Below are 25,427 nucleotides of genomic sequence, written 5' to 3'. Positions count from 1 at the left end.
CTATTCCTGAGTCCCTTTGACGACATTGCCGTCGATAGTCAATTTATCATCGCAAAAGAGCGCTGCCGCTCTGACATAAGTCGGATGTTCCTTGGTGAGGATCCGGGCTGCCAGCGTGTCTTCCGTATCGTCTTCGTAGACCGGTACGGCTGACTGCAAGATGATCGGGCCGGCATCCATGTCGGGAACGACGAAATGGACCGTGCAGCCAGCGATCTTGACACCGGCTTCGACGGCCTGGCGCTGGGCGTGGAGGCCGCGGAACGACGGCAGCAGGGCCGGATGGATATTGAGCATCTTGTGTTCATAATGGGAAATGAAGTCACCGCTCAAGAGGCGCATGAAGCCGGCCAGGCAGATGATGTCGGCCTGATACGGTTCAATGGCGTCGAGGATATATTTTTCAAAGGCCGCTTTCGAGTCGAAGGATTTGCGGTCGGCCAGAATGACCGGTACGCCCCATTCCTTAGCGCGGTCCATGACCGGTGCGCCCGGGATATCGCAGACCAGGGCCTTGATTTCCGCATTGATTGTGCCGGCTTCGACGGCATCGTGGAGGGCGATGGCATTGGAGCCACGGCCCGATGCGAAAATGACCATCTTCTTTTTAGTCATGGAATACGCCTCCCCGCAAGGTTACGGGTACGTCGGAATCGACGACTTTGCCGATGACATAGGCCTTTTCATCGCGGTCGGCCAGGTTCTTGAGGACGGCATCAGCGTCTTTTTCATCGACAATCATGATCATGCCGATGCCCATGTTGAAGGTACGGTACATTTCCTTGGCATCGACGTTGCCCCATTTCTGGAGGAGTCCGAAAATCGGCAGCTGCGGCCACGCCGTGACGTCGATATCGACGCCGACGCCTTTCGGCAGGACGCGGGGGATGTTTTCATAGAAACCGCCGCCAGTGATGTGGACCATGCCCTTGACGGTGAAGTTCTTGATGATCGGCAGGCACGGACGCGGATAGAGGCGGGTCGGCGTGAGCAGGCATTCACCGATGGTCATGCCCAGTTCATCGACGTACTGGTCGAGCTTCATGTTCTGCCGTTCCAGGACGATCTTGCGGACCAGGGAGAAGCCGTTGGAGTGGACCCCTGTCGAAGGCAGGCCGATGAGGACGTCGCCGGCCTTGATGTTTTCGCCGGTAATGACCTTGTCGCGGTCGACGATGCCGACGCCGAAGCCAGCCAGGTCATAGTCGTCTTTGGCATAAAAGCCGGCCATTTCAGCCGTTTCGCCGCCGAGGAGAGCGCAGCCCGATTCCTGGCAGGCATGGGCAACGCCTTTGACGATGGTCGCAACCTGGACCGGGTCGAGCTTGCCAACAGCGATGTAGTCCAGGAAGAAGAGCGGTTCAGCACCCTGGACGAGGACGTCATTGATGGACATGGCGACACAGTCCTGACCGACTGTATCGTGTTTGCCCATCATGATGGCCAGGCGCAGCTTCGTGCCGACGCCGTCGGTACCGCTGACCAGGATCGGTTTCTTGATGTCGCTGTTCATCAGGGAAAAGAGGCCGCCAAAACCGCCGAGGTCGCCAAGGACTTCCGGACGGTACGTGGCTTTGACCGAATCTTTCATCAATTCTACGGCTTTGTTGCCAGCATCGATGTCGACGCCGGCATCAGCATAAGTCAATCCTTTATTTGTGTTCGAGAGCATATTTTTCTCCTTCCTCATTGGCCTGCGGAGTGTCCGTAGGATAGTCGTTATTGAAGCAAGCTAAGCACATATCTTCCTTGGGGATATGTTCGACAGCCCGGTTGAGACCGTCGATGGAAATGAAATGGAGTTTGTCCACGCCGATGTATTTCTGGATCTGTTCGACACTGAACGTCGAAGCGATGAGTTCCTTGCGGACCGACGTGTCGATGCCGTAGAAGCAGGGATACTTGATAGGCGGTGCCGATACGCACATGTAGACTTCCTTGGCGCCGGCTTCGCGCAGGAGCTTGCAGATGATGCCGCTCGTCGTGCCGCGGACGATGGAATCGTCGACCATGACGATGCGCTTGCCCTTGACGACGGACTTGACGACATTCAGCTTCATGCGGACAGCCAGTTCGCGCTGTTTCTGGTTCGGCTTGATGAAGGTACGGCCCATGTAACGGTTCTTGATGAGGCCGTGCTTGAAGGGGATGCCCGAAGCCTGGGCGTAGCCGATAGCTGCCGTGTTGCCGCTGTCCGGGACGGAAATGACGATGTCCGCATCATACTGCGTTTCGTTCCACATTTCCCGGCCCATGTTCAGGCGGGCCTGGTAGACATCCTGACCGTCGATGACGCTGTCCGGACGGGCGAAATAAATGTATTCAAAGGAACAGACCTGCTTGCGCGGTGCCTTGGCAAAGATCGTCGATTTGACGCCCTTTTCATTGATCTGGACGAATTCGCCGGGCTGTACGTCGCGGACGAACTTGGCACCGATGGCGTCGAGGGCACACGTTTCCGAAGCCAGGACCCAGCCGCCTTCATCGGTACGGCCGATGCACAGCGGGCGGAAGCCATAGGGGTCGCGGACGCCATAGAGCGTATCTTTCGTCATGAGTACCAGTGAGTACGCCCCCTGGATGCGGTTCATGCTTTCCATGATGCGTTCTTCGATGGTGTCTTTCTGGCTGCGGCTGATGAGGTTGACGATGATTTCACTGTCCATGGTCGTCTGGAAGGTCGCGCCGCCGCGGTCCAGTTCTTCCCGCAGGGTCCGAGTGTTGGTCAGGTTGCCGTTATGAGCCAGTGCCAGCTGTCCCATAGGCGTGTATACGGCCAGGGGCTGGATATTGCGGGGATTATTGGAACCTGTCGTCGAATAGCGGACGTGGCCGATGCCGACGGGGCCGCCTTCTTCTTCAGGTACGCCGTTGGCGAAGACCGTGCTGATGAGGCCCATGCCGCGGAACGTATGGATATCCTGGCCGTCAGTCAGGGCGATGCCGCCGCTTTCCTGGCCACGATGCTGTAATGCGAACAACCCCCAGTAAATATAGCGGGGAATATCGAGGTGTTTATCGTAAATACCTAAGACACCACATTCTTCATGCTGCTTATCCCAAATCGGATCGTAAAACATGAATTAAACCTCCTGTTATAACGAAAAATAGTCTGTATTGCCCTTAGAGGGACTTTATGGTTTCTTGCAACTTCTGGTTCTTTTCCATGACTTCGTTAGCCATGTTTTCGCGATAGGCCTTGTATTTCTTGGCTAAGGCCGCATCGCTGGCAGCGCCGATCTGTACGGCCAGGAGCGCTCCGTTCTTGGCACCGTTGATGGCGACGGTCGCAACGGGGATGCCCGACGGCATCTGTACGATGGCCAGCAGCGCATCCATGCCCTGGAGGCTGCCGCTTTCCAAGGGGACGCCGATGACAGGCAGCGTCGTATAACTGGCAACGACACCGGGCAGATGAGCAGCCATACCGGCACCGACGACAAAGGCACTGATGCCCCGTTCTTCGGCTGTCGAAACGAATTCCCGGACAGCAGCCGGCGTGCGGTGGGCCGACGCTAACAAGACTTCATATTCAACACCAAATTCTTTAAAAATAGCAATCGCTTTTTTCATAACGGGAAAATCAGAATCGCTTCCCATGATCAAACCGACCTTCAACAGAGACCCCTCCTTAGGAAAAACAAAACCCAAAAGTGACACACGTCACCTTTGGGCTTTTTTCAGTTAGACACACGGAGACTGTTTACAAACGGCAAAGAACCTGTCCATAAACGTCTTGTCATAGTGCATCTCCTTATTGATTGAAAGATTATCAAATACACTTTGATTCTATCAAAAACCTCCGGGACTGTCAATGAAAATCGCCCGTTCTATCGCAGTTTATACACGGATAGCGCCGACTATGTTACAATGGAGGAAAATGACCGACACGGAGGGATAGATTATGGAATTAAATGACCAGCAGCAGCAAGTCGTCAGCGACCTGTCGCAGCCGATCCTGCTCAACGCGCCAGCCGGCACGGGCAAGACCCGCGTCCTGGCCTGCCGGGTCGCCCACATCCTGGAAACAGGCGCCGCCGAAGGCTCGCAGATACTTTGCCTGACCTTCACCAACCGGGCCTGCAAAGAACTGAAGAACCGCATCATCGCCACGGCCCGCGAAAAGGGCCTGGCTGTCGTCGTCAAGACGATCCACAGTTTCTGTTACAGCCTCATCAAAGAAGAAACGAAGCGCCAGAGCGACCGTTACAACGACTTTCTGCTCTACGACGACGAAGACTGCCGGCAAATCATCGACAGCCTGACTGCGGCGGCGTCAGCCCCGGGCAACGATACCCAGGCCCTGCAGAACTTCATCGAATTCAGGAAGAAACAGCGCGTCATCCCGGACCTCCACGATTTCACGGCACCCAAAGAAGCCCTCCAGGCCTGGCTCAGCGACCACGGCGACGCCCTGGTCCAGCAATACGATGCCGTCCTGGCCGACAACCACGCCGTCGACTTCACGGACCTCATCACCGGCGCCTACGATTTCCTCAGCGACGACGCCTGCTGCCAGCGCTGGCGGGACCGCTTCCGCTTCATCGCCGTCGACGAAATGCAGGACACGAGCGAAGTCGAATACGCCGTCATCAGCCGCCTCTTCCCGGGCCGCAACATTCTCCTCTGCGGCGATTACTTCCAGACCATTTACGAATGGCGCGGTTCTTATCCGGAATATATTCTGGAACAATTCCGCAAGACCTACCATCCCCGGGAAATCACCTTTACGACCAACTACCGGGCTACGCAGCTCCTCCTGAAGGCTGCCGAAAGCTGCCTGAATCACCTCTTCGGCCAGGTGACGGTCCACCACATCTACCCCCAGCCGGGCCAGGCCGCAGCCGCCGTCCCAGGCGAACCCATCGTCGTCCACCAGGCCGATACCTTTCTCAACGAAAGCCGCTGGATTTTCCAGGAACTGAGCCAGCTGCCGCCTGAAGAGCGCCTCAAGGCCTGCATCCTCGTCCGCGGCAACCGCCAGGCCCAGCAGTTATGGACAGGTATTACGGCCCATAATCTCCACTATCCGCCAGCATCCCGTCTGCCCGTCACCTGCATCGACCAGTTCCACCTGTTCAAGCGCCAGGAATGTAAAGACCTCCTGGCCTACCTGCGGCTGCTCCTCAACAAGCACGACAACCTCAGCCTGAAACGCATCCTCCTGCGCTTCGTCCCCCGCATCGGCCGGCGGACCATCGAAACCATCGAAAGCGAGTCCTACCGCCGCCTGGGCCTCCGGCTCTGCGACTTCATCGATCCCATTTCCCAGGAAACGGGCGACCCTTACGGCCTCTTGCTGACGGCCCTGGCAGATGGACGCATCGTCGTTTTCGACGTCGAAAGCACGGGAACTGATACGACGACAGATGAAATCATCCAGATTGCCGCCGTCCGCCTTGATGCCCAGGGACAGGTCACGGACACGTTCAACACCTACGTCCGCGCCAGCCGTTCTGTCGGGACATCATTCTACGTCCATCACATCAGCGACGACCAGTTAGCCGCCGAAGGCCGGGATCCGAAAGAAGCCCTGTCTGCCTTTCTGGACTTTGCCAGAGATGCCGTCATCGTCGGCCACAACGTCACGTATGACCTGTCCATCTTGCACAGCGAGCTCCAGCGCCTGGGCATGGCCGAAAGCGGTGACTTCCCCTATTACGACACGCTGGACATATACCGCCGCTTCTATCCCAATCTTATCAACCATAAACTGGCTACGCTGAGCGAAACCTTCCCCATCGACCATCAGCCGTCGCACGACGCCTTCGATGACATCCTGGCCACGGCCGGTCTCCTGTGCTACGCCGTAAAAGAAAAGATAGCACCGGCCACGGCAGCCCGCCGCGCTTCCCTGTCTATGTACCTGCCCCTCTTCGCTCCCTTCAGCCGCGACATGGCCCGTTTCCGCCGCCAATCTTACCAGGACCGGCCCATAGCCATCATCGCCGCCGTCATGAACGAAGGCGGTGTCAAGGCCTGGTACGAGAGCCATCGTGATGCCAGCGATGCGGCCCATCACATCGACCGCCTGGAAAACGTCCGCAAACTCTACCGCATCGCCAAGGAAACGGACGACCCGGCCCAGGACCCCCGCGACGCCCTGGCGGAATTCCTCAAGCTGACAGCCCTGTCCAACAGCGAACTGGACAGCATGCTGGCCAGGGACCCGAAAATCCCGATCATCACCATCCATCAGGCCAAGGGACTGGAATTCGACTACGTCTTCCTGGCCAGCCTGGAAGACCGGGTCTTCCCGACCTTCTGGTCCGTAAAGAAAGGCAATATCGAAGAAGAAAAACGCCTCTTTTATGTCGCCATTACGCGGGCCAAAAAGAGGCTGTATCTGAGCTGGCACCAGGGAATCGGCAATCAGCGCTATGCGCCGAGCCGCTTCCTCCAGAGCCTGGACTCCCAATATATCGAAGTTAGATGAGGCCGGCTATGCCTAAGGCCAGGCCCAAGACACCGGAGCCGATGAGGACCTTGATGACGCCGATTTTGCGCCGCGTCGCTGCAATGGCCAGGATGAGGATAGCCAGGCCGCCGAGACTGAAAGCCGACCAGTCATCGGGCAGAGTTTCCGTATTCCACAAAGCCAGGAGGATGAAGCTCAGACTGGCGACGCAGATGAGGGCGACGACAGCCGGGCGCAGGCCGTTGAGGATGCCCCGGATAGGACCGATGTCACCGTACTTGAGGAAGATGCGTGCTAAAATAATCCCCAAGAAAAACGACGGCGTGACGAAGCCCAGGGTGGCAGCCACAGCTCCGCCTAATCCGGCGATTTTGGTGCCGACGAAGGTCGCGGCATTGATGCCGATCGGCCCCGGAGTCATCTGAGAAATGGTGAAGATATCGACAAATTCGCTCATCGAGAGCCAATGAAAGGTATCGACGACACTGGCCTGGATCAGCGGCATGGACGCATAGCCGCCGCCGACACAGAAAGCCCCGACTTTACAGAATTCCCAAAAAAGTAACAGATATATCATGATAAGTCCCTCCCCTTAGTCGTACTTCTTGTCGCGCATGAAAGCGAAGCCGATGATGCCGTCGATGACGATGAGTGCCATGATATTGACATCAAAGCATAAGTTGGCAATGAATGTCGCCACGATGATGGCAATCGGCAGGAGGAGCTTCTTCTTTCCCTGCTTGATGAGAAGGTCGATGCCGACATTGACGATGAGGGCCGTCGCCCCGCACTGCATACCGCGGAGGATCATCTTGATATAGAGATTCTGGATGAAGAAATCATAGCAGTAAGAAATAATCGACAGCGTAATCAGGCAGGGCAGCACCGTCGCCACCAGGGCGACCAGCGTCCCCAGGACCCCGGCCATGCGGTAGCCCAGGATGACGGCACTGTTGACGGCGATGACGCCGGGCATGGACTGGGCGATGGCCACCATGTCGAGGGTATCCTTATCGCTGATCCAGTGGTATTCATCGACATATTTCCCTTTCAACAGGGGAATAATGACGAAGCCGCCGCCGACAGTGAAGGCGCTGATTAAAAAAGTCGATTTGAACAGGGTCCAAAAGAAATGGGCATCCCGTTTCGGGGTCACAATATCGTTCATCATCTATCATCCTTTCTTGACGATTCATCATTTCTATGGTCTTAGTATAACACGGCTTTTACTATATTGAAAATATTTGTATAATTGATATAATATACGTAAATCATATGTCAAGGAGGCATCGATATGGATATCCGTCAACTCACGTACTTCATGGTCATCGCCGAGGAAGGCCAGATCACGGCGGCTGCCCGTCGCCTGCACATGGCCCAGCCGCCGTTGAGCCAGCAGATGAAAGCCCTGGAAGAAGAACTGGGCGTACAGCTCCTGCAGCGGGAACCGCGCAGCGTGACCTTGACCGATGCCGGCGAAATCCTCTACCGCCGGGCCCGCCAGATCATCACTCTCACCGACTCGACGCGCCGGGAAATCGCCGACTTCAAGAACGGCCTGCGCGGCACCCTGTCCATCGGGACCGTGTCCTCGTCGGGCAGCGTCATCCTCCGGCCGGCGCTCCGCCAATTCCACGACAGTCATCGGGGCATCCGCTTTGAAATCTATGACGGCAACACCTTCCGCGTCCTGGACATGCTGGGCAAAGGTCTCATCGAAATCGGCATCGTCCGCACGCCCTTCAAGCAGGATGCCTTCGACTGCACCTTGCTGCCTGAAGAACCGATGGTCCTGGCCTATGCCGATACCCTGGCCGACCCCAGCCCGGGCCAAACTTCCCTGACCATAGAACAACTGCAAGGCCTGCCACTCATCCTCTACCGCCGCTTCGACCAGCTCTTCCACGACGTCTGCGAAGCCCACAACCTCACGCCGAACCTCCTCTGCCGCAATGACGACGCCCGGACGACCCTGCTCTGGGCCGAAACCGGCCTGGGCTACGCCGTCGTCCCGGCATCGGCCATCTCACCGGCCCGCCTGCCCCAGCTCCAGACCAAAGCCATCGACGAACCGCGCCTGCGCACCCAACTGGCCGTCATCACACCCAAACACCGCTACCTGTCCAGCATAGCCCGCCAGTTCATAGATGCTTTGACAAATCCTGAGGCCTGACGACGGGGCATAAAACCGTTCATCGTAGGTTGTTCGTCGTTCATCGTAGGTCGTTCGTCGTTCATCGTGGGGCCTGACGGCCCCGCAGGCCGCCGTTCGCAGGCCGCCTCGGGCTCAGATGCCGCTGCGCGGCAACAGATTCAGCGTAACAACATCGCCTCGAGTGACCCTCGGCTCGTGGAAAAGGCCGTGGTTCGTGGCTCGTGGTTCGTGGTTCGTAAAAATCGACATTATACTCGAATGGGTTGTGGTTAACCCTCACAGCGGGCTGCCCAGCCACTGCTGTCCGTTTTGGCAGCCGTGACTTCTGTGAATAGCCGGTACCATGACAAATGCTCGTGGCTCGTAAAAACCTGCCATCATACATGAATGGGTTGTAGTCAAATCTCGCAGCTGGCCGCACAAGGGTCCCTTTATAGGGGAGCTGGCCGCCAAAGGCGGTCTGAGAGGTTAAAGGCCGGCCCCTACTGGTCGGCCGCTGGCCGTGTATTTTTTGCAACCTGCCGCCTGCGAACGGCGGTCTGCACCTGAAAAAGGCCCGTCATCTGGCGACGGGCCTTTTTCAGTATCTATGAGGTAAATTTAGGTTGGAGCCTAGCGGATGGAGACGTCTTCGCCGGCGAGGATGCGTTTCATCGTACGGGCCGGGCACATCTTGCCACACATGGTGCAGGTGCCTTCACATTCCGGTTTACTCGATTCGTAATAGCTGCGGGCCTTTTCCGGGTCGATGGACAGGGAAATCATCTTGTCGAAGTCGACGTCGACGCGGGCTTTGCTCATGGCGTCATCCCATTCCTGAGCGCCCGGGATGCCCTTGACCAAGTCGGCAGCGTGGGCTGCGATGCGGGCAGCGATGATGCCTTCCTTGACGTCGTCGACGGTCGGCAGGCGCAGGTGTTCAGCCGGTGTGACATAGCAGAGGAAGTCGGCACCGCAGGAAGCGGCGATGGCACCACCGATGGCGCTGGTGATGTGGTCATAGCCTGGTGCGATGTCCGTGACCAAGGGTCCGAGGACGTAGAACGGAGCTCCGTGGCACAGGCGTTTTTCAATCTTCATGTTGGCTGCGATTTCGTTGAGGACCATGTGGCCCGGGCCTTCGATCATGACCTGGACGTTGTGGGCCCAGGCGCGTTTGGTCAATTCGCCCAAGGTGATGAGTTCTTCGATCTGAGCGGCGTCGGTAGCGTCATGGGTACAGCCCGGACGGCAGGCATCGCCGAGGCTGAGGGTGACGTCGTATTTTTCACAGATGTCGAGGAGACGGTCATAATATTCGTAGAACGGATTTTCCTGGTTGTTCATTTCCATCCAGGCGAAGAGCAGCGAGCCGCCACGGGAAACGACGTTAGTCAGGCGCGGGTTGTCTTTGATGCGCTGTGCCGTCTTGCGGTTCATGCCGCAGTGGATGGTCATGAAGTCGACGCCATCTTCTGCGTGCTGTTCGACGACGGAGAAGAATTCATCGACGGTAATGTCTTTCAGGTCTTTTTCCAGCATGCCGACCGCATCGTACATGGGGACCGTGCCGATCATGGCCGTAGACATCTTGACCAGTTTGCGGCGGAAGTCACGGGTCTTGCCGAAATTGGACAAGTCCATGATAGCTTCTGCTTTCATGTCGATGGCATTCTGGACTTTCTGCAGTTCTTCTTCGTGGTTGTTGTGTTCCGGAGAAACGCCGAGGTTGACATTGATTTTCGTGCGGCAGTCCTGGCCGACAGCTTCCGGCGACAGGCTGGTATGGACTTTGTTGGCCGGAATGGCGACTTTCCCGCTGGCGACGAGGGCCATGAGTTTTTCAACGGGCATGTGTTCCTTTTCAGCGACAATCTTCATCTGCGGCGTGACGATGCCTTTGCGGGCAGCGTCCATCTGTGTTGTGTAATCCATTACAAACATCCTTCCTATATAAAAATAATCCTTAATGCAATAAAAAAAGCTCGCCTGGCGGTCCTCCGCAGGTGAGCTTTATAATCCCGTAAAGCTTCCCTACGGCGGCATTACCCGCATCAGGTAAAGGGTCAAGTGTAATCCGTCACTTTTCTCAGCCCGAAGGCTCCCCTAGCTTTTTCTATGTATCTGTGGCTATTATAGTACGCCGCGAAAAAAAATGCAACACTTTCGTAACATTTATCATAGACAATTTCGCCATTTTGTCCCACATAGACGTACATCCCCCTGCCGTGGTATAATAGGAATATCTTAAAAAGGAGGTCTTAACTTATGAAATATAAACCCTTGAAATGCCTTGTCGTCGCCGCTATGCTGGCATCGTCCCTGGTCCTGGCTGCACCCCAGGCCATGGCAGCTGGTCCGGAACCGTCTGTCGTTACCGTCACGGGCTATGCCCAGCAGGAAGTCGCTCCGGATACGGCTTATGTCACTATCGGTACGACCAGTACCGACGCCGATGCTCAGCAGGCCCGGACCAAGAATAATCTGGCCATGAACCAGGTCACGAATGCCTTGAAGGCCATGGGTATCCCAGCGGAAAACATGAAGACCACGGGCTTCTATATGTCACCGAACTATGACATGAAGGGCCAGAAAGTCACGTCGTATACGGTGACCAACAGCCTGGAAGTCAAACTGACCGACCTAACTATGGTATCGCAGGTCATCAACAAGGCCGGCAGCCTCGGTGCCAACCAGATCAACAATGTCCGTTTCACCAATGAACACGCCGACCAGATCAAGGAAAACCTGATCAAAGAAGCCGTCCACAACGGTCAGCGCGCTGCCCAGGCCGCAGCTGAAGCCGCCGGCAGCCAGCTCGGTGCCGTCAAGGAAATCAACATTTCCGGTACGAGCCCGTCGTACAGCCGCGTCTACGGCGCTGCCATGAGCCTGCGGGCCGTCAACAAGATGGAAGCCGACTCGACACCGGTCGAAGCCGGTACCAACACCCTCAGCCAAAGCGTCAGCCTGACTTATTATCTGCAGTAAGCCGGACCGCGACCGTATCGTAAGCACGACCACGTGGCCTCACAAACCGCATTGTAGGGGCGACCACGTGGGGCGCCCGTCCGGAAGAGTTATATACACATCACGCATGATTTGCGGGACGCCTTCTGGGCGTCCCCTACGAGCCACGAAAAAAGGTTTTGTCCTTTGATGATAAAACCTTTTTTCTTTCCCCAAAATATGCTATGATAATACTGTTCTACCATAATAAAATAAGTTCTGAATCATGGAGGCCAGACAAGATGAAAGAATACACCCCTTTTAAATCCGGTAAAGTACGCGAAGTCTATGACGCAGGTGACAGCATTATCATGGTCGCAACGGACCGCATCTCCGCTTTCGACCACATCCTCAAGAACAAAATCACCAAAAAGGGCGCCATCCTCACGCAGATGTCCAAGTTTTGGTTCGATATGACGTCGGATATCATCCCGAACCACATGATTTCCGTCGACAACGCTGACATGCCGGAATTCTTCCAGCAGGAACAGTTCATCGGCAACAGCATGAAATGCCAGAAACTGACTATGATTCCCATGGAATGTATCGTCCGTGGCTACATCACTGGCAGCGGCTGGGAAAGCTATCAGAAGAATGGCACCGTTTGCGGCATCAAACTGCCGGCAGGCCTCAAAGAATCAGAAAAACTCCCGGAACCGATCTTCACACCGAGCACGAAAGCCGAACTCGGCGACCATGATGAAAACGTCTCTCTCGAAGAAGGCGCTGCTTTCATCGACAAGACCTTCCCGGGAAAAGGCAAGGAATACGCTGAAAAAATCCGCGATTACACCTTGGCCCTGTATAAAAAATGTGCTGAATACGCCCTCTCCAAAGGCATCATCATTGCCGATACGAAGTTTGAATTCGGCCTCGATGGCAAAGGCAATATCGTCTTGGGCGACGAAATGCTCACGCCGGACAGCTCCCGCTTCTGGCCCCTCGAAGGCTACAAAGCCGGCCAGAGCCAGCCGTCGTATGACAAACAGTTCGTCCGTGACTGGCTCAAAGCCAACCCGGACAGCGACTACCTCCTGCCCCAGGACGTCATCGACAAGACCATTGCCAAATACAAAGAAGCCTACGAAATGCTCACTGGGAAAGCCTTCGACAAGTAGTTCGTGGCTCGTGGCTCTAAGGCCCGCCGCGAATCTTGTGAACTCGCTTTTGGCACTGTAGGGGTCACCACGTGCGAGCCCCTACAATGAAAAAAATTTACAACAATTTAAAACAAAAAAAGAAACCGTGCATGATGGCAGAAACCATTATGCACGGTCTTTTTTACGCCCCAAAGCTCTGTTCAGTGCGGTTGATTATTTCGTCCTGCAGGGCTTTGTCCAGGTTGTTGAAGTAATCGCTGTAGCCGGCGACGCGGACGATGAGGTTTTCATATTGTTCCGGGTGGCGCTGGGCATCGAGGAGTGTTTCCCTGTCGACGACGTTGAACTGGATGTGATGGCCGTCCATGGTAAAGTACGACCGAACCAGGGCAGCCAGGCAGGCCAGGCCTTTCGGGCCGGCGACGACGGACGGCGTGAATTTCTGATTGAGCAGAGCGCCGCCAGTCTTGAGCTGTTCCAGTTTGGCACAGGACTTGATGACCGCCGTCGGCCCGTGGGTATCAGCGCCCTTTTCCGGCGAAATGCCATCGGGCAGGGGCACATGGGCCCGGCGGCCGTTAGGGCTGGCGCCCATGACCTGGCCGAAGTAGACGTGACACGTCGTCGGCAGGAATTCGACGACCGTCTTCGAGCCTTTCGGCGTCGGCCTGCCGGCAATAGTTGATTGCAGAGCCCGGTCGACGTCGTGGAGGATAGCGTCGGCGTAGTCATCATCGTTGCCGTACTTCGGCGTATGATGGAGGAGCACGTCGAGCAAGGCATCGTCGCCGTCGAAGTCCCGGTCGCAGGCGGTGATGATGTCTTCCATAGTGAACCACTGCTGTTCAAAGACCTGCTGTTTCAATGCGGCCAGGGAATCGGTGATCGTCGCGATGCCGACGCACTGGATATAGCTCGTATTGTAGCGGGCACCGCCGGCATTATAGTCCTTCCCTTTGGCGATGCAGTCATCGGTAATGACCGACAGCAGCGGCACGGGCATGTAGTCCATGTAGAGCCGTTCGATGAGGTTATTGCCGGCGATTTTTACGTCGACGACATATTTCAGTTCTTTCAGGAAAGCCTGCCACAAATCGTCATAAGAGGCAAACTGCAAGGGGTCGCCGACGTCGATGCCGACGACCTGTCCCGTATAGGCATCGTAACCGCGGTGCAGGGCCAGTTCCAGGACCTTGGGGATATTGAGATAGCCCGTCAGGACATAGGCTTCTTTCCCGGCCGTCCCGGCTTCGACGCAGCCGCTGGCAATGCCGCAGGCCCGGGCATCATCGAGGGATTTGCCCAGATACATCAGTTCCTGGACGATGGCTTCGCTGTTATAGAACGCCGGCTGGCCCCAGCCCTTGCGGGAGATTTCCAGAGCCTTCCGCAGGAAGCGTTCCGGCGTCTTCTGGGAAATCTGGACGTTCGAGCTCGGCTGGAGGAGGCGCATGTCGTCCATGACTTCCAGGATGAGATAGCTTACATCGCTGACGCCACAGGTCCCGTCGGGCCGCAGGGCGCCGGTATTGATGTTGCAGAAATCAGTATACGTCGCGCTTTCCTTGAGGGTAATACCCACTTTCGGCGGTGCCGGCTGGTTATTGAACTGGATCCACAGCGCTTCCAGGAGCTCCTTGGCATCGTCCCGGGTCAGGCGCCCTTCGGCCAGGTCCCGGTCATAGAAAGGTTCCAGATACTGGTCGAACTTGCCTGGCGAATAGGCATCCCAGTTGTTCATTTCCGTCGTCACGCCGATATGGGTGAACCAGTACATCTGGATGGCCTGGCGGAACGTCTGTGGCCGGTGTTCCGGGACGACGTCGCAGACGGCGGCGATATCCAGCAGGTCCCGGCGCCAGGCCGGGTCTTTTTCTTTCGCCGCCATGTCCCGGGCCAGGGCGGCATAGCGTTTCCCCAAGAGGATCATGCCCCGGCAGACCCAGGCCATGCCTTCCCATTCGTCCCGTTTTTCCAGGGCATCCATATCGTTATTGAAATCGAGGCTGGCCAGGCGTTCCTGGATGTCCCGCAGGAAATCGCCATAGCCCTTCCAGTATATCTTGCCATCGGCCACGGTATGGCCCGGACCGCGCTGCTGCAGGAATTCCGTGAACATACCGGCAGCAAATAATTTCTGCCATGCCCGGGGCAGCAGGCCGTTCATCTTGGTCAGCATGGCCCGGTCCTTCCAGTATGGGGTGATGACGTCCCGCTGGATGCGCTTATCTTCGTCGGTCACTCTGAAGAAGACCCGTTCGCGGCTGTTCAGGGTGTCGAAGTCTTCCAGGGTATGGCAGCACAGTTCCGGAAAGGTCGGTGCCGCCCAGGGTTTCGGCCCCTTTTCGCCGACGATGAGCGAGCCCCGTCCTAGATAGAGGGTCCGATGGGCCATGAGATAGTAAAAGGCTTTGCTCCGCAGGACGGGAATGGAACAAGTCCCTTCGTACTGCTGGTACGCTTCGGTCAGCAGCACGGCCCGTTCCATGGAAATCGTCGGGACGGCGCCGTGAACGCTTTCTTCCCGCAGCCGGCGGATACGGTCCGTACATCCCCGGATACCTTCCACGAATTTCTGTTCTTTCAAAGCTGTTGCCATATGAATCCCCTCCTATCTAACCGCCGATGACGGTATCATAACCGAGTGCAACAAAGGACTGCCGGATAGCTTCCAAGTCCTGCCCTAACGGGGCATGGAACGGCTGGAACGTCCGATGCAGGGCCTCATATTTATGGCGTCCCAGCTCATGGTACGGCAGGAGATGGATTCTTTCCACGCGTATCTGCTGCGCCTGGAGCCAGTCCTGGAAGGGCCGGATATCCCGGTCCCCGTCGGTATTGACGCCGTCGACCATGATGAGCCGCAGATAGAGGCCGGCGCCGGCGTCGCTGAGGCGCTTCATGTTCTCCAGTATCTGCCTATTGCCCTGGCCCATATATTGTCGGTGGCGTTCGGCGCCGAAGAGCTTCATATCGTAAAGGAAGAAGTCCGTATAAGGCAGGACCGGTTCAAAAGCCGTAAAGGGAACAGCGCCGCTGGTGTCGATGCCGACGGAAATGCCTTTTTCAGCCAGGGCCCGGACGAGATCGGCGATATACCCTATGGGCTGGGCCAGGACTTCACCGCCCGACAAGGTGACGCCGCCGCCAGAACGTTCATAGAAAATCTGGTCCTGCACGGCCTGGCGGACGAGTTCTGCTACGGAATAATAGGTCCCGACCTCATCCTGTCCCCCATCGCTACGCTCCATTCTCTCAACCTCGAAGTGCTGACTCTCCGGATTATGGCACCATGGGCAGGCCAAGGGACAGCCTTTGAAGAAAATCGTCGTTCGTATCCCCGGCCCGTCGTGGACGGAAAATTTCTGCACATTGAAAACCAAAGGCCTTTTCTCAGCCATATCCCCGCCTCCCAATCTCATACAACAGAAGTTCGAAGTTTGTAGTTTGTAGTTTTTAGTGGGTGTTTTTAAATTTGAAGCCATTTTCTACAAACTCCATACTACAAACTATAAAGCAAAAGGAACCGTGCATGAGGGCAAAAGCCTTCGTGCAACGGTTCCTTCTTTGGTCTCATTCTGAACTTGTACTCATTATACTACACATTTGTATTCTTGAAAAGCATTTATCCTAAAAAATCACCAGACCTTGACCTGGATCCATTCGTCGTTATAGCGCTTGTCCCCTTCTTCGCCCAGGTATTTGTACGTTTCCTGGCCGGCATAAGCTTCTTCCGGCGGGAAGACGACGGGGTTATCTTTATAGTCTTCGTCTTCTTCCATGGCCGGGACGGCCGTATTCGGCGTCGAATAGGTCAGGTACTCGAAGTTCTTCAGGGCGATATCGGGACGGCTCATGAAGTCGATGAATTTATGGGCATTTTCGACGTGTTCGGCATTCTTGGGGATGACCCACGAGTCAATCCAGAGGTTGGTCCCTTCTTTGGGGATGACGTATTCCAGGTCCCGGTTTTCCAGGATCATGCGCAGGGCTTCACCGGAAAAGACGACGCCCATGGCCGCTTCGCCGGAGACGAGCTTGTCCTTGACGTCATCGATGCCATAGGCCTGGACCAGGTGTTTCTGGGCGATGAGCATATCCCGCGCTTCTTTGATCTGCTGAGGATCCGTCGTGTTCAGGGAATAGCCCAGGCGCTTCAAGGCGACCATGAAGGAATCGCGCGGCGAGTCCTGCATGATGATTTCATTCTTATATTTCTCGTTCCAAAGGATGGACCAGCTGTCGACAGGTTCATCGACCATGGTCCGATTGTAGACGATGCCGACTGTGCCCCAGCAATAAGGGACGGCATAGCGGTTGCCCGGGTCAAAGGACTCGGACTGGGTCCAGAACTGTTTGCCTACGTACTGGCGGGCGTTGGGCAGCTGGGAATAATCGAGAGGCTGCAAAAGATCATTGTGGATCATCTTCTGGATCATGTAGTCCGACGGGCAGATGACGTCATAGTGTTCGGCCCCGGCCGCAACCAGGGGATACATGCTCTCGTTGGTATCGAATTCGTCCATGACGACGCGGATGCCCGTTTCTTCTTCGAACTGCTTGAGCGTATCCGGGTCGACGTAATCGCCCCAGTTATAGACATAGACGACGTTGTCCTCGTCTTCTTCGCTGTCAAAGAAGCCACAGCCGCTCAGGGCCAGGATACAGCAGAGACCGAGGAGGATCATGCGGATATATTTCATAGCGTTTCCCCTTTCCTACCAGTTCCGACCCAGGGCCAGGCGCCGGCGGTTGACGATGAGCAGGACGGCGAAGACCAGGACGAAGACGAATACGAGCGTCGAAAGGGCATACATTTCCGGATGGATGCCCAATTTCAATTCGGCATAAATTTCCGTCGGCAGCGTATCGATGCCGGCCCCTTTGGTGAAGTGCGTAATGATGAAGTCGTCGGCCGACATGGTGAAGGCCAGCATGAAGCCTGCCAGGAGACTGGGCCGCAGTTCCGGCAGGACGACGCGGCGGAATGCGACGAACGGCGTCGCGCCCAGGTCGCGGGCGGCATCATAACAGCTGCGGTCCAGCGACAGGAACTGGGGCATGATGCACAAGATGACGTACGGCAGGTTGAAGACGACGTGGGCCATGAGGATCGACCCGTAGCCCAGGCGCAGGCCCATGCCTAAAAAGAGGAGCATCAGGGAAATCCCGGTGACGATGTCCGCATTGAGCAGCGGCATACTAGCCACGCCGAGATAGACCGACCGCTGTTTGCGGCCCATGCCGCGCAGGGCCATGCAGGTGAGAAGGCCCAGGACCGTGGCGATGGCCGCCGACGAGAGACCGATGGTAATGGTATTTTGCAAGGCGTCAAGGATGCCTTCATTCTGGAATAACTCGCCGTACCATTGCAGGGTAAAGCCCGTCCAGTGGCCTCGGTAACGGCTGGCGTTGAAGGACTGGGCCACGAGGACGCCGATGGGCGCGTAGAGGAAGAGGACGACCAGGGCGACGTAGAGTTTCTTCACTTTTTCCATCACTTCTTCACCTGCCCTTCGCTGCGGTCGAAATAAGCCGTCACGACCATGTTGACGATGATGAAGACCATGAGCACCAGAGACAGGCCGCTGCCCAGATGCCAGTCATAGGCCATGGTGAATTCCTGTTCGACGATGTTGCCGATGAGCAGGATCTTATTGCCCCCTAAGAGGCCGCTGATGAAGAACGTCGTCAGCGACGGGATGAAGACCATGGTGATGCCGCTGATGGCGCCGGGCAGGGACAAGGGCAGGATGACCTTGGTGAAGGTCTGCCAGGAATTGGCCCCCTAAGTCGCGGGCCGCGGCGATGACGTTGCCGTTGATCTTGCTCAGAGCGACGTAGAGGGGCAGGATCATATAGGGCAGGAAGTTGTAAATCATGCCGATGACGATGGCCGCCGGCGTGTTGATGAGGCTCACGTCAGGCAGGGACAAGAGGCGCAGGAACTGGTTGAGGATACCGTTCTTTTCCAGGATCGTCTGCCAGGCCATGGTCGTCAACAGGGAGTTCATCCACATGGGCAGGACGAAGAGCAGGAACAGGAGCGAGCCCTTCCCCCGCTTCTTTTCCGTCAGGATAAGGCAGAGCGGATAAGCCACGACCAGGCAGATGACCGTGCTGATGAGGGCCAGGACGATGGACAGTTCCAGGGCCTTCAGGTACTCCCAGTGGGCGATGAGGCTGATATTGGCCAGGGTAAAGGCGCCGTGGGCATCGGTCAGGCCGTACCAGGCGATGGCCACGACGGGACAGAAGATAAATAAGACCGCCCAGATGAGGAAGGGCGCGGCAAAGAGGTTGCGGATCGCTGCTGAATTAATCATTTTCCATCGCCCTTTCGTCTTCCGATTCCGGTTTATTCATGATCTGGATATTGAAGGGGTCCACCCAGAGGCTGACTTCGTCGCCGGGCTGATAGTGCTTCGTCGATTTGACCAGCCACTCGATGCCCCGCGCCTGGATGGTGAGGTTATAGGTCATGCCTTCAAAAATCGTCTTGGTGACGACGCCGTTGAAACCGCCGTCGCGAGGCGGCTGCAGTTCCATATCTTCCGGCCGGATCTGGACGTCGACAGGGCGGTTGGTCCCGAAGCCGACGTCGACACAGTCGAAGTCGTAGTCGGCGATGCGCACGAGTTTGTCGTGTACCATGAGACCGTCGACGATGTTGCTGTCACCGATGAAGTCGGCGACGAAGGCGTTTTCCGGTTCATTGTAAATGCTTTCGGGCGTGCCGATCTGCTGGATATAACCCTGGTTCATGACGACGACCGTGTCGGACATGCTCAGGGCTTCTTCCTGGTCATGAGTGACGAAGACGAAGGTAATGCCCAGTTCTTCTTTGATCTTGATGAGTTCCAGCTGCATGCTGCGGCGCAATTTCCGGTCCAGAGCGCTCAGGGGTTCGTCCAGGAGCAGGACCCGCGGCTCATTGACGACGGCCCGGGCGATGGCCACGCGCTGCTGCTGGCCGCCGGACAAGTCGACAATGTTGGCATGTTCGTAGCCGTCGAGGTTGACCAGTTTCAGGGCATAGCGGATCTTATCGCGGATATAATCACGGGACTTGCCGTGAATCTTCGGCCCGAAGGCGATATTTTCGGCCACGTCCATATGGGAAAAAAGAGAATAATTCTGGAACACCGTATTGACCTGACGCCGGTTCGGCGGCAGCTGGGTGATATCGGCCCCATCGAAGAGGATACGCCCTTCATCAGGCGTTTCAAAACCGGCAATGAGGCGGAGCGTCGTCGTCTTGCCGCAGCCGCTGGGGCCGAGGAGGGTGACAAATTCATTTTCCGAAATCGCCAAGTCCAGGCCGTCTAATACCTTGTGCCCATCATAGGTCTTGGATACGTGCTCCAGGTGAATCAATTCTTTTTCCATTTCACAACTCCTTTTTTCATTCCTTACGGCTCCAGGCCGTAAAAAAAGGGAGATCGCATAATCGCTGATGCGAGGTCCCTTCCTCGATATTATTTTTTACTGCTCCGCGTGTCCCAGGGCCGCGACGTCGTCCAATACGACACGGGCTGCGGGCTGCGGACCGAATTGGCTACGCGGGCCGTCTTGGGCCGGACCGTAGTCTTAGTCTGGACAGCGGCCGCTTTCTGGCTATGCTGTTCATGCCATTCTTTCAGGCTCGGAAAAATGGGCGCTTCCTTTTCCGTCGCGGTCATGGCCGACCGCTTATACGGCTTCAGGGCCATGGCTTCATGACCGGCAAGGCGCCAGATTTCCCGCCGCGTCTGTTCGACGGTCTGGACATAATTCATGGTCTCCGTATAATGCGGCACGCCACGGGCCCGGTCGACGGCACCGGGGCCGGCATTATAGGCCGCTTCGGCATATACGAAGGGCTGGTCCCATGTGCGGTAGCGTTCGACCATCTGGCCGAGGTACTTGACGCCGCCAAAGATGTTCTCCCTGCGGTTGTAGGGATTGACCTTGAGTGATGCCGCTGTAGACGGCATGAGCTGGGCAATGCCGACGGCACCGACGCCGGAAACGGCAGAATTATCGAAATGGCTTTCTGTCGTAAAGACGGCGGCGACGAGGATCGGGTCGACGTCATACGTATAGGATGCATCACAGATATCCTTGGCAATGGCCGCCGCCTCGCTGCCGCGGATATATTTGCTGACCTGGTCATAGACCATTTCTTCCTGCGTAATGGCCTGCACCGGCATCAAGGCCATGAGGCCGATGAAAAGAGCAGCCATCTTTGTCTTACAGGCTTTGCTGAGTATCAACTTTCACATTCCTCCCCACTCACACGACTATCATTCTACCTTTCATTATATCACGGTCGTCAAGCCATTTGCCAATACCTTCTCGTTCTGCCCTATTAGGGTTATGCATCATTGTTCCACCACGCGGAAGATGACGCCTTCGTCGCAGTCGGGACACTGGATAGCCGACGGCCAGAGCGAACCCTGGCGGCCGGCGAAGACATAAGGATAAAGGGCCTGGAGGGCCGTCATGCAGAGGGCGCCGCTCTTTGCTTTATCAATGACAGGCCCGTTGAAGACGATTTCATCGCCTTCTTTATAAAGATCACAATGAGACTTGATGACGACTAACTTAACTTTCTTGGCATCCATACTCATACCTCCTTAAAGTTCAATGGGAACGAAATCGAAGGCTTCGACGTCGAAGAGACCCGTGTCCAGCAATTTCAGCTTGGGGATGACGGGCAGGCTCATGAAGCACAACGTCATGATGACATCGACGTCAGCGCTGACACCCAGGATATGGTGGGCCTTGGCGTAAAGCTCGTCCATCGCTGCATCGACAGCGGCGGCCGGCTGGTCGCTCATGAGGCCGGCAATGGGCAGCGGGATGGATGCCAGGACCGTTCCGTCCAAGACGATGGCCATACCGCCCTTCTGGCCCTCCAGGGCCTCGACGGCAGCGGCCATATCCCTATTGTTCGTGCCGGCGACGATGATGTTGTGCGAATCGTGAGCCACGGATACGGCGACGGCGCCTCGTTTAAGTCCATAACCGCGCAGCAGGCCCAGGCCGACGCAGCCCGTGCCGTGATGGCGTTCGACGACGGCGACCTTGACGATATCGGCCTGCGGGTCGTAGACGAAATCGCCGCGGCCATCACGATGGATAAGGGCTTCCCCTTTTTCCGTGACGACGCCGCCGGGCACGATGTCGATGGTACGAACCCGGTCCGACGTCAAGTGCATGACCAGTTTCTCTTCGGAGAAACCGGCGATGCAGACGGAGCTGCCGACGGCGCTGTAATCAGCCCGCGTAAAGGGCAGGAGATACTGACCCTTTTCCGCTGCTTTCTGGCCGCCAATGAAGGTCGCCAGGACGTGGAAGTCCTTCAGGTCTTCAAAGAGGACGATGTCCGCCCGCTTGCCCGGTGCCAAGGCGCCGCGGTCGTCGAAGTGATAGCAGTCGGCGGCGTTGAGGGTCGCCATGGTGATAGCCGCCTGCAGCGACAGGCCGGCGGCGACGCAGAGGCGCAGGTGTTCGTTGAGGTGGCCTTTCTCAAAGATCGTCTTGGGATGGAGGTCATCCGAACAAAGCAGGAAGCGGCGCAGATTGGCCGGCGTCACGGCCCGGACCAGATTTGGCAGGTCATGGCAGGCCGAACCGTTGCGCAGCATGACGTACATGCCGGCCTGGAGGCGCGCTTCGACGTCGTCCAAGGTGAAACATTCGTGGTCCGTCCGGATCCGTGCCGACGCATAGGCCTGCAGGTCCTTGCCAGTGACGCCGGGGCTGTGGCCGTCGATGGGCTTTTTCGCCTCATAGGCGGCGACGAGCTTGTCCAGGACGGCATTATCGCCGTTCAGGATGCCCGGGCAGTTCATGAATTCACCGACACCGAGAACGCGGTCGTCGGCCAGGGGCGCTTTCATGTCGTCGGCTTCCAGCACGGCCCCGCTGTGGTCGAAAGGCGTCGCCGGGACACACGACGGCACCATAAAACGGACGTCCAACGCCGTCTTGTTAGCGGCTTCCATCATGTAACGAAGGCCGGCCAGGCCGCAGACGTTGACGATTTCATGCGGGTCGGCGACGATCGTCGTCGTTCCCAGGGGGACGACCAGGCGGCCGAACTCTTCCGGGCTGACATAGGACGATTCGATATGGATATGGCTTTCAATGAGGCCCGGTGCGGCATAGGCCCCATGGGCATCGATGACTTCCTGTCCTTCATACGGGCCGCCGACGCCGGCGATGATGCCGTCGGCGATGACGATATCCCCAGGCCGGATGGTCTGTGTATAGACGTCGACAATCTGGCAGTTTTTAAGGACGACGTCCCCCGGTTCCAAGCCCCGGGCTACGGCAATACGCCGTTTCAAAAGATTCCGTGTCATAGTCATAATGTACTCCTTCCTATCGGTAAAGGCGTAAGATTTTTATCTTTCGGACTCATTGTACCATAGATTTCCTTTTTTTGACAAAATAGTTGCCCAAAAAGGCAGAACACCCTATAATAATGATATCAGTTGATGTCCGTCGTCTGCTATTTGGCTTCATGTATTTCCGGATGGATGTCAACTTGTTTTATTACTAAAGGAGTGTGAATGTATTATGGAAAACCAACCGTCCTTCCTCGACCGTTTCTTCCACTTGAGCGAAAATGGCACGACGGTCCGCACGGAAATCCTGGCTGGTATCACGACCTTCATGACCATGGCCTACATCCTGGCCGTCAACCCGACCATCATGAGCGCCGCCGGCATGGACAAAGGTGCCGTCCTCACGGCAACCGCCCTGGCTTCCCTTATCGGGACGCTGTGCATGGCCTTTTTCGCCAACTATCCCTTCGCCCTGGCACCGGGCATGGGCCTGAACGCCTTTTTCGCCTTTACTGTCGTCCTGCAGATGGGCTACACCTGGGAAATGGCCCTGGCCGCCGTCTTCTTTGAAGGCGTTATCTTCATCATCCTGTCTTTGACCAATGTCCGCGAAGCTATCTTCAACGCCATCCCCATGACCTTGAAGAAAGCCGTTTCTGCCGGCATCGGCCTGTTCATCGCCCTCATCGGCCTGCTGAACGCCCAGATCATCGTCGCCAACCCGGCAACCAAGATTGCCCTGTTCTCGTTCAAACAGTCTGCCGCTACGGGTACCTTCCACACTGTCGGCATTACGGTCCTCCTGGCCATGATCGGCATCGTCTTCACAGCCGTCCTGATGGTCAAGAAAGTCCGCGGCAACATCCTCTGGGGCATCCTCTTTACCTGGATCCTGGCCATTCTTTGCGAATTGACCGGCCTCTACGTGCCCAATCCGGAAATGAAGATGTTCAGCGTCATCCCCGACCTGTCCGGCGGAGCCGCTGCCTTTGCCCCGGCCAGCCTGAGCCCCATCCTGGGTCAGCTCGACTTCAGCCGCGTCTTCAGCCTGGACTTCTTAGTCGTCATGTTCGCTTTCCTCTTCGTCGATATCTTCGATACCCTGGGCACACTCATCGGCGTCTCGTCCAAAGCCAATATGCTCGATGAACGGGGCCGCCTGCCGCGCATCAAAGGCGCCCTCCTGGCCGACGCTGTCGCCACGACAGTTGGCGCTGTCATCGGCACCAGTACGACGACGACCTTCGTCGAAAGCGCTACCGGCGTCAGCGAAGGCGGCCGCACGGGCCTGACGGCAGTCTGCGTCGCTGTCCTCTTCGCCCTGTCCCTCTTCCTGTCGCCGTTCTTCATGGCCATCCCGGCCTTTGCCACGGCACCGGCCCTGGTCATCGTCGGCTTCCTCATGCTGACGTCCGTCGCCGGCATCGACTTCGAGGACTTCAGCGAATCCATCCCGGCATACATCACCATCATCGCTATGCCCTTCTGCTACAGCATCTCCGAAGGCATCTCCTTCGGCATCATCTCGTATGTCGTCATCAACCTGCTCACAGGCAAACGGGAAAAGATTTCCCTCCTCATGTACTGCCTGGCCGTCATCTTTGTCATGAAGTATATCTTCTTATAAGAGATGGTGGCTCGTGGCTAGTGATTCGCCAAAAATGCGTAGAGGCGCCACGTGGGGCGCCCGCTCCTGAAAAATGGTTCCAATGCTTTATCATGTCGGGAAAATCGAACATATCATGAAACGGGCTCGCCACGTGCGAGCCCCTACAGACAAAAAAAGGGCTTGTCGCACGACGACAAGCCCTTTAAAGTTGTTAGTGGCTAGTTGTTAGTTGTTAGCGGATGGGTTTAAATTTAAAGGTTTTCTCTGCAAACTACAAACTCTGTGCTACAAACTATAAAGCAAACGGGGCCGCGCATGATGGTAGAAGCCTTCGTGCGACAGCCCCTTTTTTGTTATACGAACCACGAGCCACTAAACTCACTTCAACAAGCCTTTTTCGGCGACGAAGTCGGAGACCATGTCGGCGGCAGTGGCCGTAATCTTGATGCAGTGCTTGCGGTATTCCGGCGTTCCGAAACTGAGGGTGTTGAGGGCCCGGCAGCAGGTGGCGCCGAAGTGTTCTTTGAAGCGGTCATGGAACTCGCTGGTGTATTTGTAGACTTCGGGCAAGGGCTTTTCATCGGGTGTGAGCCGGCCGACGAGGGCGCCGATGACCAGACAGGCACCGCTCAAGGCCCCACAGACACAGCCCGACCGGCCGATGCCGCCGCCCATGCCGGAAGCCATGCGGATAGCGACGTCCGGCAGCTGGAGGTTCATCGTGTCGTTACAGGTCTTGAGGACCGATTCGATGCAGTTATTGCCCTGCAAATGGTATTGTTCTGCTAATTTATATTCTTTTTCCATGATACTTTATCCT

23 protein-coding genes and 1 riboswitch are annotated in these 25,427 nt (G+C 56.5%); of the genes, 5 read left to right on the top strand and 18 right to left on the bottom strand.

Features of this window, described 5'->3' with window-relative positions:
- Genes purN through purE form a run of 4 tightly spaced genes read right to left on the bottom strand, consistent with a single transcriptional unit; the run spans window position 1 to window position 3,618 of the window.
- Window positions 1-615, bottom strand: coding sequence for a phosphoribosylglycinamide formyltransferase (gene purN, locus ACFCTO_RS01670; RefSeq protein WP_020311355.1), 615 nt, complete (start codon window positions 613-615; stop codon window positions 1-3).
- The gene (purM, locus tag ACFCTO_RS01665) at window positions 608-1,672 is read right to left on the bottom strand and encodes a phosphoribosylformylglycinamidine cyclo-ligase (protein WP_020311356.1); all 1,065 of its coding nucleotides are present in this window, start codon (window positions 1,670-1,672) and stop codon (window positions 608-610) included. The genes purN and purM overlap by 8 nt, the downstream gene beginning before the upstream one ends.
- A complete protein-coding gene (gene purF / locus ACFCTO_RS01660) occupies window positions 1,653-3,080 on the bottom strand; it encodes an amidophosphoribosyltransferase (protein ID WP_292260939.1) in 1,428 nt (475 codons plus the stop codon). The genes purM and purF overlap by 20 nt, the downstream gene beginning before the upstream one ends.
- 43 nt (window positions 3,081-3,123) lie before the next feature.
- Window positions 3,124-3,618, bottom strand: a complete 495-nt coding sequence (purE, locus tag ACFCTO_RS01655) for a 5-(carboxyamino)imidazole ribonucleotide mutase (protein WP_292108269.1) — start codon at window positions 3,616-3,618, stop codon at window positions 3,124-3,126.
- A gap of 286 nt (window positions 3,619-3,904) precedes the next feature.
- On the opposite strand from purE, the gene ACFCTO_RS01650 reads away from it, so the two are divergent.
- Window positions 3,905-6,436, top strand: a complete 2,532-nt coding sequence (locus ACFCTO_RS01650; protein WP_302484895.1) for a 3'-5' exonuclease — start codon at window positions 3,905-3,907, stop codon at window positions 6,434-6,436.
- Here the strand turns inward: ACFCTO_RS01650 and ACFCTO_RS01645 are convergent.
- Window positions 6,429-6,995 (bottom strand): chromate transporter, encoded by a 567-nt coding sequence (locus ACFCTO_RS01645; protein ID WP_292260932.1) that lies wholly within the window; start codon window positions 6,993-6,995, stop codon window positions 6,429-6,431. The two genes, ACFCTO_RS01650 and ACFCTO_RS01645, sit on opposite strands and share 8 nt — an antisense overlap.
- A gap of 15 nt (window positions 6,996-7,010) precedes the next feature.
- A complete protein-coding gene (locus tag ACFCTO_RS01640) occupies window positions 7,011-7,586 on the bottom strand; it encodes a chromate transporter (protein WP_292301776.1) in 576 nt (191 codons plus the stop codon).
- Between the two features lie 126 nt (window positions 7,587-7,712).
- On the opposite strand from ACFCTO_RS01640, the gene ACFCTO_RS01635 reads away from it, so the two are divergent.
- A complete protein-coding gene (locus ACFCTO_RS01635; RefSeq protein ID WP_299722666.1) occupies window positions 7,713-8,591 on the top strand; it encodes a LysR family transcriptional regulator in 879 nt (292 codons plus the stop codon).
- Between the two features lie 594 nt (window positions 8,592-9,185).
- Here ACFCTO_RS01635 and thiC read toward each other — a convergent pair.
- Window positions 9,186-10,487 carry a phosphomethylpyrimidine synthase ThiC gene (gene thiC, locus ACFCTO_RS01630; protein ID WP_020311363.1) on the bottom strand — a complete coding sequence of 434 codons (1,302 nt, stop codon included), beginning with the start codon at window positions 10,485-10,487 and terminating at the stop codon, window positions 9,186-9,188.
- 79 nt (window positions 10,488-10,566) lie between these two features.
- A riboswitch (TPP riboswitch) is annotated at window positions 10,567-10,670 on the bottom strand.
- A gap of 150 nt (window positions 10,671-10,820) precedes the next feature.
- On the opposite strand from thiC, the gene ACFCTO_RS01625 reads away from it, so the two are divergent.
- Both ACFCTO_RS01625 and ACFCTO_RS01620 read left to right on the top strand, forming a co-directional pair.
- Window positions 10,821-11,543: an SIMPL domain-containing protein gene (locus ACFCTO_RS01625; RefSeq protein WP_499876262.1), complete on the top strand. Its 723-nt coding sequence runs from the start codon at window positions 10,821-10,823 to the stop codon at window positions 11,541-11,543.
- Window positions 11,544-11,803: 260 nt separating this feature from the next.
- Window positions 11,804-12,679, top strand: a complete 876-nt coding sequence (locus ACFCTO_RS01620; RefSeq protein ID WP_499876261.1) for a phosphoribosylaminoimidazolesuccinocarboxamide synthase — start codon at window positions 11,804-11,806, stop codon at window positions 12,677-12,679.
- Window positions 12,680-12,842: 163 nt separating this feature from the next.
- Here ACFCTO_RS01620 and hypD read toward each other — a convergent pair whose 3' ends face one another.
- The 10 genes from hypD to ade all read right to left on the bottom strand — a co-directional run bounded on the left by hypD (window position 12,843) and on the right by ade (window position 23,013).
- Window positions 12,843-15,260, bottom strand: coding sequence for a trans-4-hydroxy-L-proline dehydratase (hypD, locus tag ACFCTO_RS01615; RefSeq protein WP_499876260.1), 2,418 nt, complete (start codon window positions 15,258-15,260; stop codon window positions 12,843-12,845).
- A gap of 16 nt (window positions 15,261-15,276) precedes the next feature.
- Window positions 15,277-16,062 carry a radical SAM protein gene (locus tag ACFCTO_RS01610; RefSeq protein WP_499876259.1) on the bottom strand — a complete coding sequence of 262 codons (786 nt, stop codon included), beginning with the start codon at window positions 16,060-16,062 and terminating at the stop codon, window positions 15,277-15,279.
- A gap of 237 nt (window positions 16,063-16,299) precedes the next feature.
- Window positions 16,300-17,364 (bottom strand): ABC transporter substrate-binding protein, encoded by a 1,065-nt coding sequence (locus ACFCTO_RS01605; RefSeq protein WP_499876258.1) that lies wholly within the window; start codon window positions 17,362-17,364, stop codon window positions 16,300-16,302.
- A 15-nt stretch (window positions 17,365-17,379) separates the two neighbouring features.
- Window positions 17,380-18,159, bottom strand: coding sequence for an ABC transporter permease (locus ACFCTO_RS01600; protein ID WP_226884519.1), 780 nt, complete (start codon window positions 18,157-18,159; stop codon window positions 17,380-17,382).
- On the bottom strand, window positions 18,159-18,407 hold the full coding sequence (locus ACFCTO_RS01595) for a hypothetical protein (RefSeq protein ID WP_499876257.1): 249 nt from the start codon (window positions 18,405-18,407) through the stop codon (window positions 18,159-18,161). Before ACFCTO_RS01595 ends, ACFCTO_RS01600 begins: the two co-directional genes overlap by 1 nt.
- Complete coding sequence (locus tag ACFCTO_RS01590; RefSeq protein ID WP_499876256.1) at window positions 18,316-18,987, bottom strand: ABC transporter permease; 672 nt, start codon at window positions 18,985-18,987, stop codon at window positions 18,316-18,318. The genes ACFCTO_RS01595 and ACFCTO_RS01590 overlap by 92 nt, the downstream gene beginning before the upstream one ends.
- A complete protein-coding gene (locus ACFCTO_RS01585; protein WP_303148656.1) occupies window positions 18,980-20,050 on the bottom strand; it encodes an ABC transporter ATP-binding protein in 1,071 nt (356 codons plus the stop codon). Before ACFCTO_RS01585 ends, ACFCTO_RS01590 begins: the two co-directional genes overlap by 8 nt.
- 89 nt (window positions 20,051-20,139) lie before the next feature.
- Window positions 20,140-20,916, bottom strand: coding sequence for a lytic transglycosylase domain-containing protein (locus ACFCTO_RS01580; protein ID WP_292261391.1), 777 nt, complete (start codon window positions 20,914-20,916; stop codon window positions 20,140-20,142).
- Between the two features lie 108 nt (window positions 20,917-21,024).
- Entirely contained in the window at window positions 21,025-21,267 is a 243-nt protein-coding gene (locus tag ACFCTO_RS01575; RefSeq protein ID WP_303148651.1) for a TIGR04076 family protein, read from the bottom strand.
- Between the two features lie 12 nt (window positions 21,268-21,279).
- Complete coding sequence (gene ade, locus ACFCTO_RS01570) at window positions 21,280-23,013, bottom strand: adenine deaminase (RefSeq protein WP_499876255.1); 1,734 nt, start codon at window positions 23,011-23,013, stop codon at window positions 21,280-21,282.
- A gap of 217 nt (window positions 23,014-23,230) precedes the next feature.
- Between ade and ACFCTO_RS01565 the strand changes: the two genes are divergently transcribed.
- Window positions 23,231-24,625, top strand: a complete 1,395-nt coding sequence (locus ACFCTO_RS01565) for an NCS2 family permease (RefSeq protein WP_370854395.1) — start codon at window positions 23,231-23,233, stop codon at window positions 24,623-24,625.
- Between the two features lie 360 nt (window positions 24,626-24,985).
- Here the strand turns inward: ACFCTO_RS01565 and ACFCTO_RS01560 are convergent, their stop codons facing one another.
- Window positions 24,986-25,414, bottom strand: a complete 429-nt coding sequence (locus ACFCTO_RS01560; protein WP_292261397.1) for a C-GCAxxG-C-C family protein — start codon at window positions 25,412-25,414, stop codon at window positions 24,986-24,988.
- Window positions 25,415-25,427 lie beyond the last annotated feature (13 nt).

The sequence above is a fragment of the Megasphaera indica genome, assembly GCF_046614755.1.
GTDB classification, from domain to species: domain Bacteria; phylum Bacillota; class Negativicutes; order Veillonellales; family Megasphaeraceae; genus Megasphaera; species Megasphaera intestinihominis.
The sequence above is the reverse complement of the archived record's forward strand: the minus strand, read 5'-3'. Positions and strand labels throughout refer to the sequence as shown.

Excerpts from the sequence above, each read along its gene's own strand:
- ACFCTO_RS01600 (WP_226884519.1), bottom strand. The coding sequence starts at position 18,159 with ATGGAAAAAGTGAAGAAACTCTACGTCGCCCTGGTCGTCCTCTTCCTC.
- ACFCTO_RS01590 (WP_499876256.1), bottom strand. The coding sequence starts at position 18,987 with ATGATTAATTCAGCAGCGATCCGCAACCTCTTTGCCGCGCCCTTCCTC.
- thiC (WP_020311363.1), bottom strand. The coding sequence starts at position 10,487 with ATGGATTACACAACACAGATGGACGCTGCCCGCAAAGGCATCGTCACG.
- ACFCTO_RS01585 (WP_303148656.1), bottom strand. The coding sequence starts at position 20,050 with ATGGAAAAAGAATTGATTCACCTGGAGCACGTATCCAAGACCTATGAT.
- ACFCTO_RS01650 (WP_302484895.1), top strand. The coding sequence starts at position 3,905 with ATGGAATTAAATGACCAGCAGCAGCAAGTCGTCAGCGACCTGTCGCAG.
- ACFCTO_RS01605 (WP_499876258.1), bottom strand. The coding sequence starts at position 17,364 with ATGAAATATATCCGCATGATCCTCCTCGGTCTCTGCTGTATCCTGGCC.
- hypD (WP_499876260.1), bottom strand. The coding sequence starts at position 15,260 with ATGGCAACAGCTTTGAAAGAACAGAAATTCGTGGAAGGTATCCGGGGA.
- ACFCTO_RS01620 (WP_499876261.1), top strand. The coding sequence starts at position 11,804 with ATGAAAGAATACACCCCTTTTAAATCCGGTAAAGTACGCGAAGTCTAT.
- ACFCTO_RS01645 (WP_292260932.1), bottom strand. The coding sequence starts at position 6,995 with ATGATATATCTGTTACTTTTTTGGGAATTCTGTAAAGTCGGGGCTTTC.
- purF (WP_292260939.1), bottom strand. The coding sequence starts at position 3,080 with ATGTTTTACGATCCGATTTGGGATAAGCAGCATGAAGAATGTGGTGTC.
- purM (WP_020311356.1), bottom strand. The coding sequence starts at position 1,672 with ATGCTCTCGAACACAAATAAAGGATTGACTTATGCTGATGCCGGCGTC.
- ACFCTO_RS01560 (WP_292261397.1), bottom strand. The coding sequence starts at position 25,414 with ATGGAAAAAGAATATAAATTAGCAGAACAATACCATTTGCAGGGCAAT.
- ACFCTO_RS01610 (WP_499876259.1), bottom strand. The coding sequence starts at position 16,062 with ATGGCTGAGAAAAGGCCTTTGGTTTTCAATGTGCAGAAATTTTCCGTC.
- ade (WP_499876255.1), bottom strand. The coding sequence starts at position 23,013 with ATGACACGGAATCTTTTGAAACGGCGTATTGCCGTAGCCCGGGGCTTG.
- ACFCTO_RS01625 (WP_499876262.1), top strand. The coding sequence starts at position 10,821 with ATGAAATATAAACCCTTGAAATGCCTTGTCGTCGCCGCTATGCTGGCA.
- ACFCTO_RS01565 (WP_370854395.1), top strand. The coding sequence starts at position 23,231 with ATGGAAAACCAACCGTCCTTCCTCGACCGTTTCTTCCACTTGAGCGAA.
- ACFCTO_RS01635 (WP_299722666.1), top strand. The coding sequence starts at position 7,713 with ATGGATATCCGTCAACTCACGTACTTCATGGTCATCGCCGAGGAAGGC.
- ACFCTO_RS01640 (WP_292301776.1), bottom strand. The coding sequence starts at position 7,586 with ATGAACGATATTGTGACCCCGAAACGGGATGCCCATTTCTTTTGGACC.
- ACFCTO_RS01575 (WP_303148651.1), bottom strand. The coding sequence starts at position 21,267 with ATGGATGCCAAGAAAGTTAAGTTAGTCGTCATCAAGTCTCATTGTGAT.
- purN (WP_020311355.1), bottom strand. The coding sequence starts at position 615 with ATGACTAAAAAGAAGATGGTCATTTTCGCATCGGGCCGTGGCTCCAAT.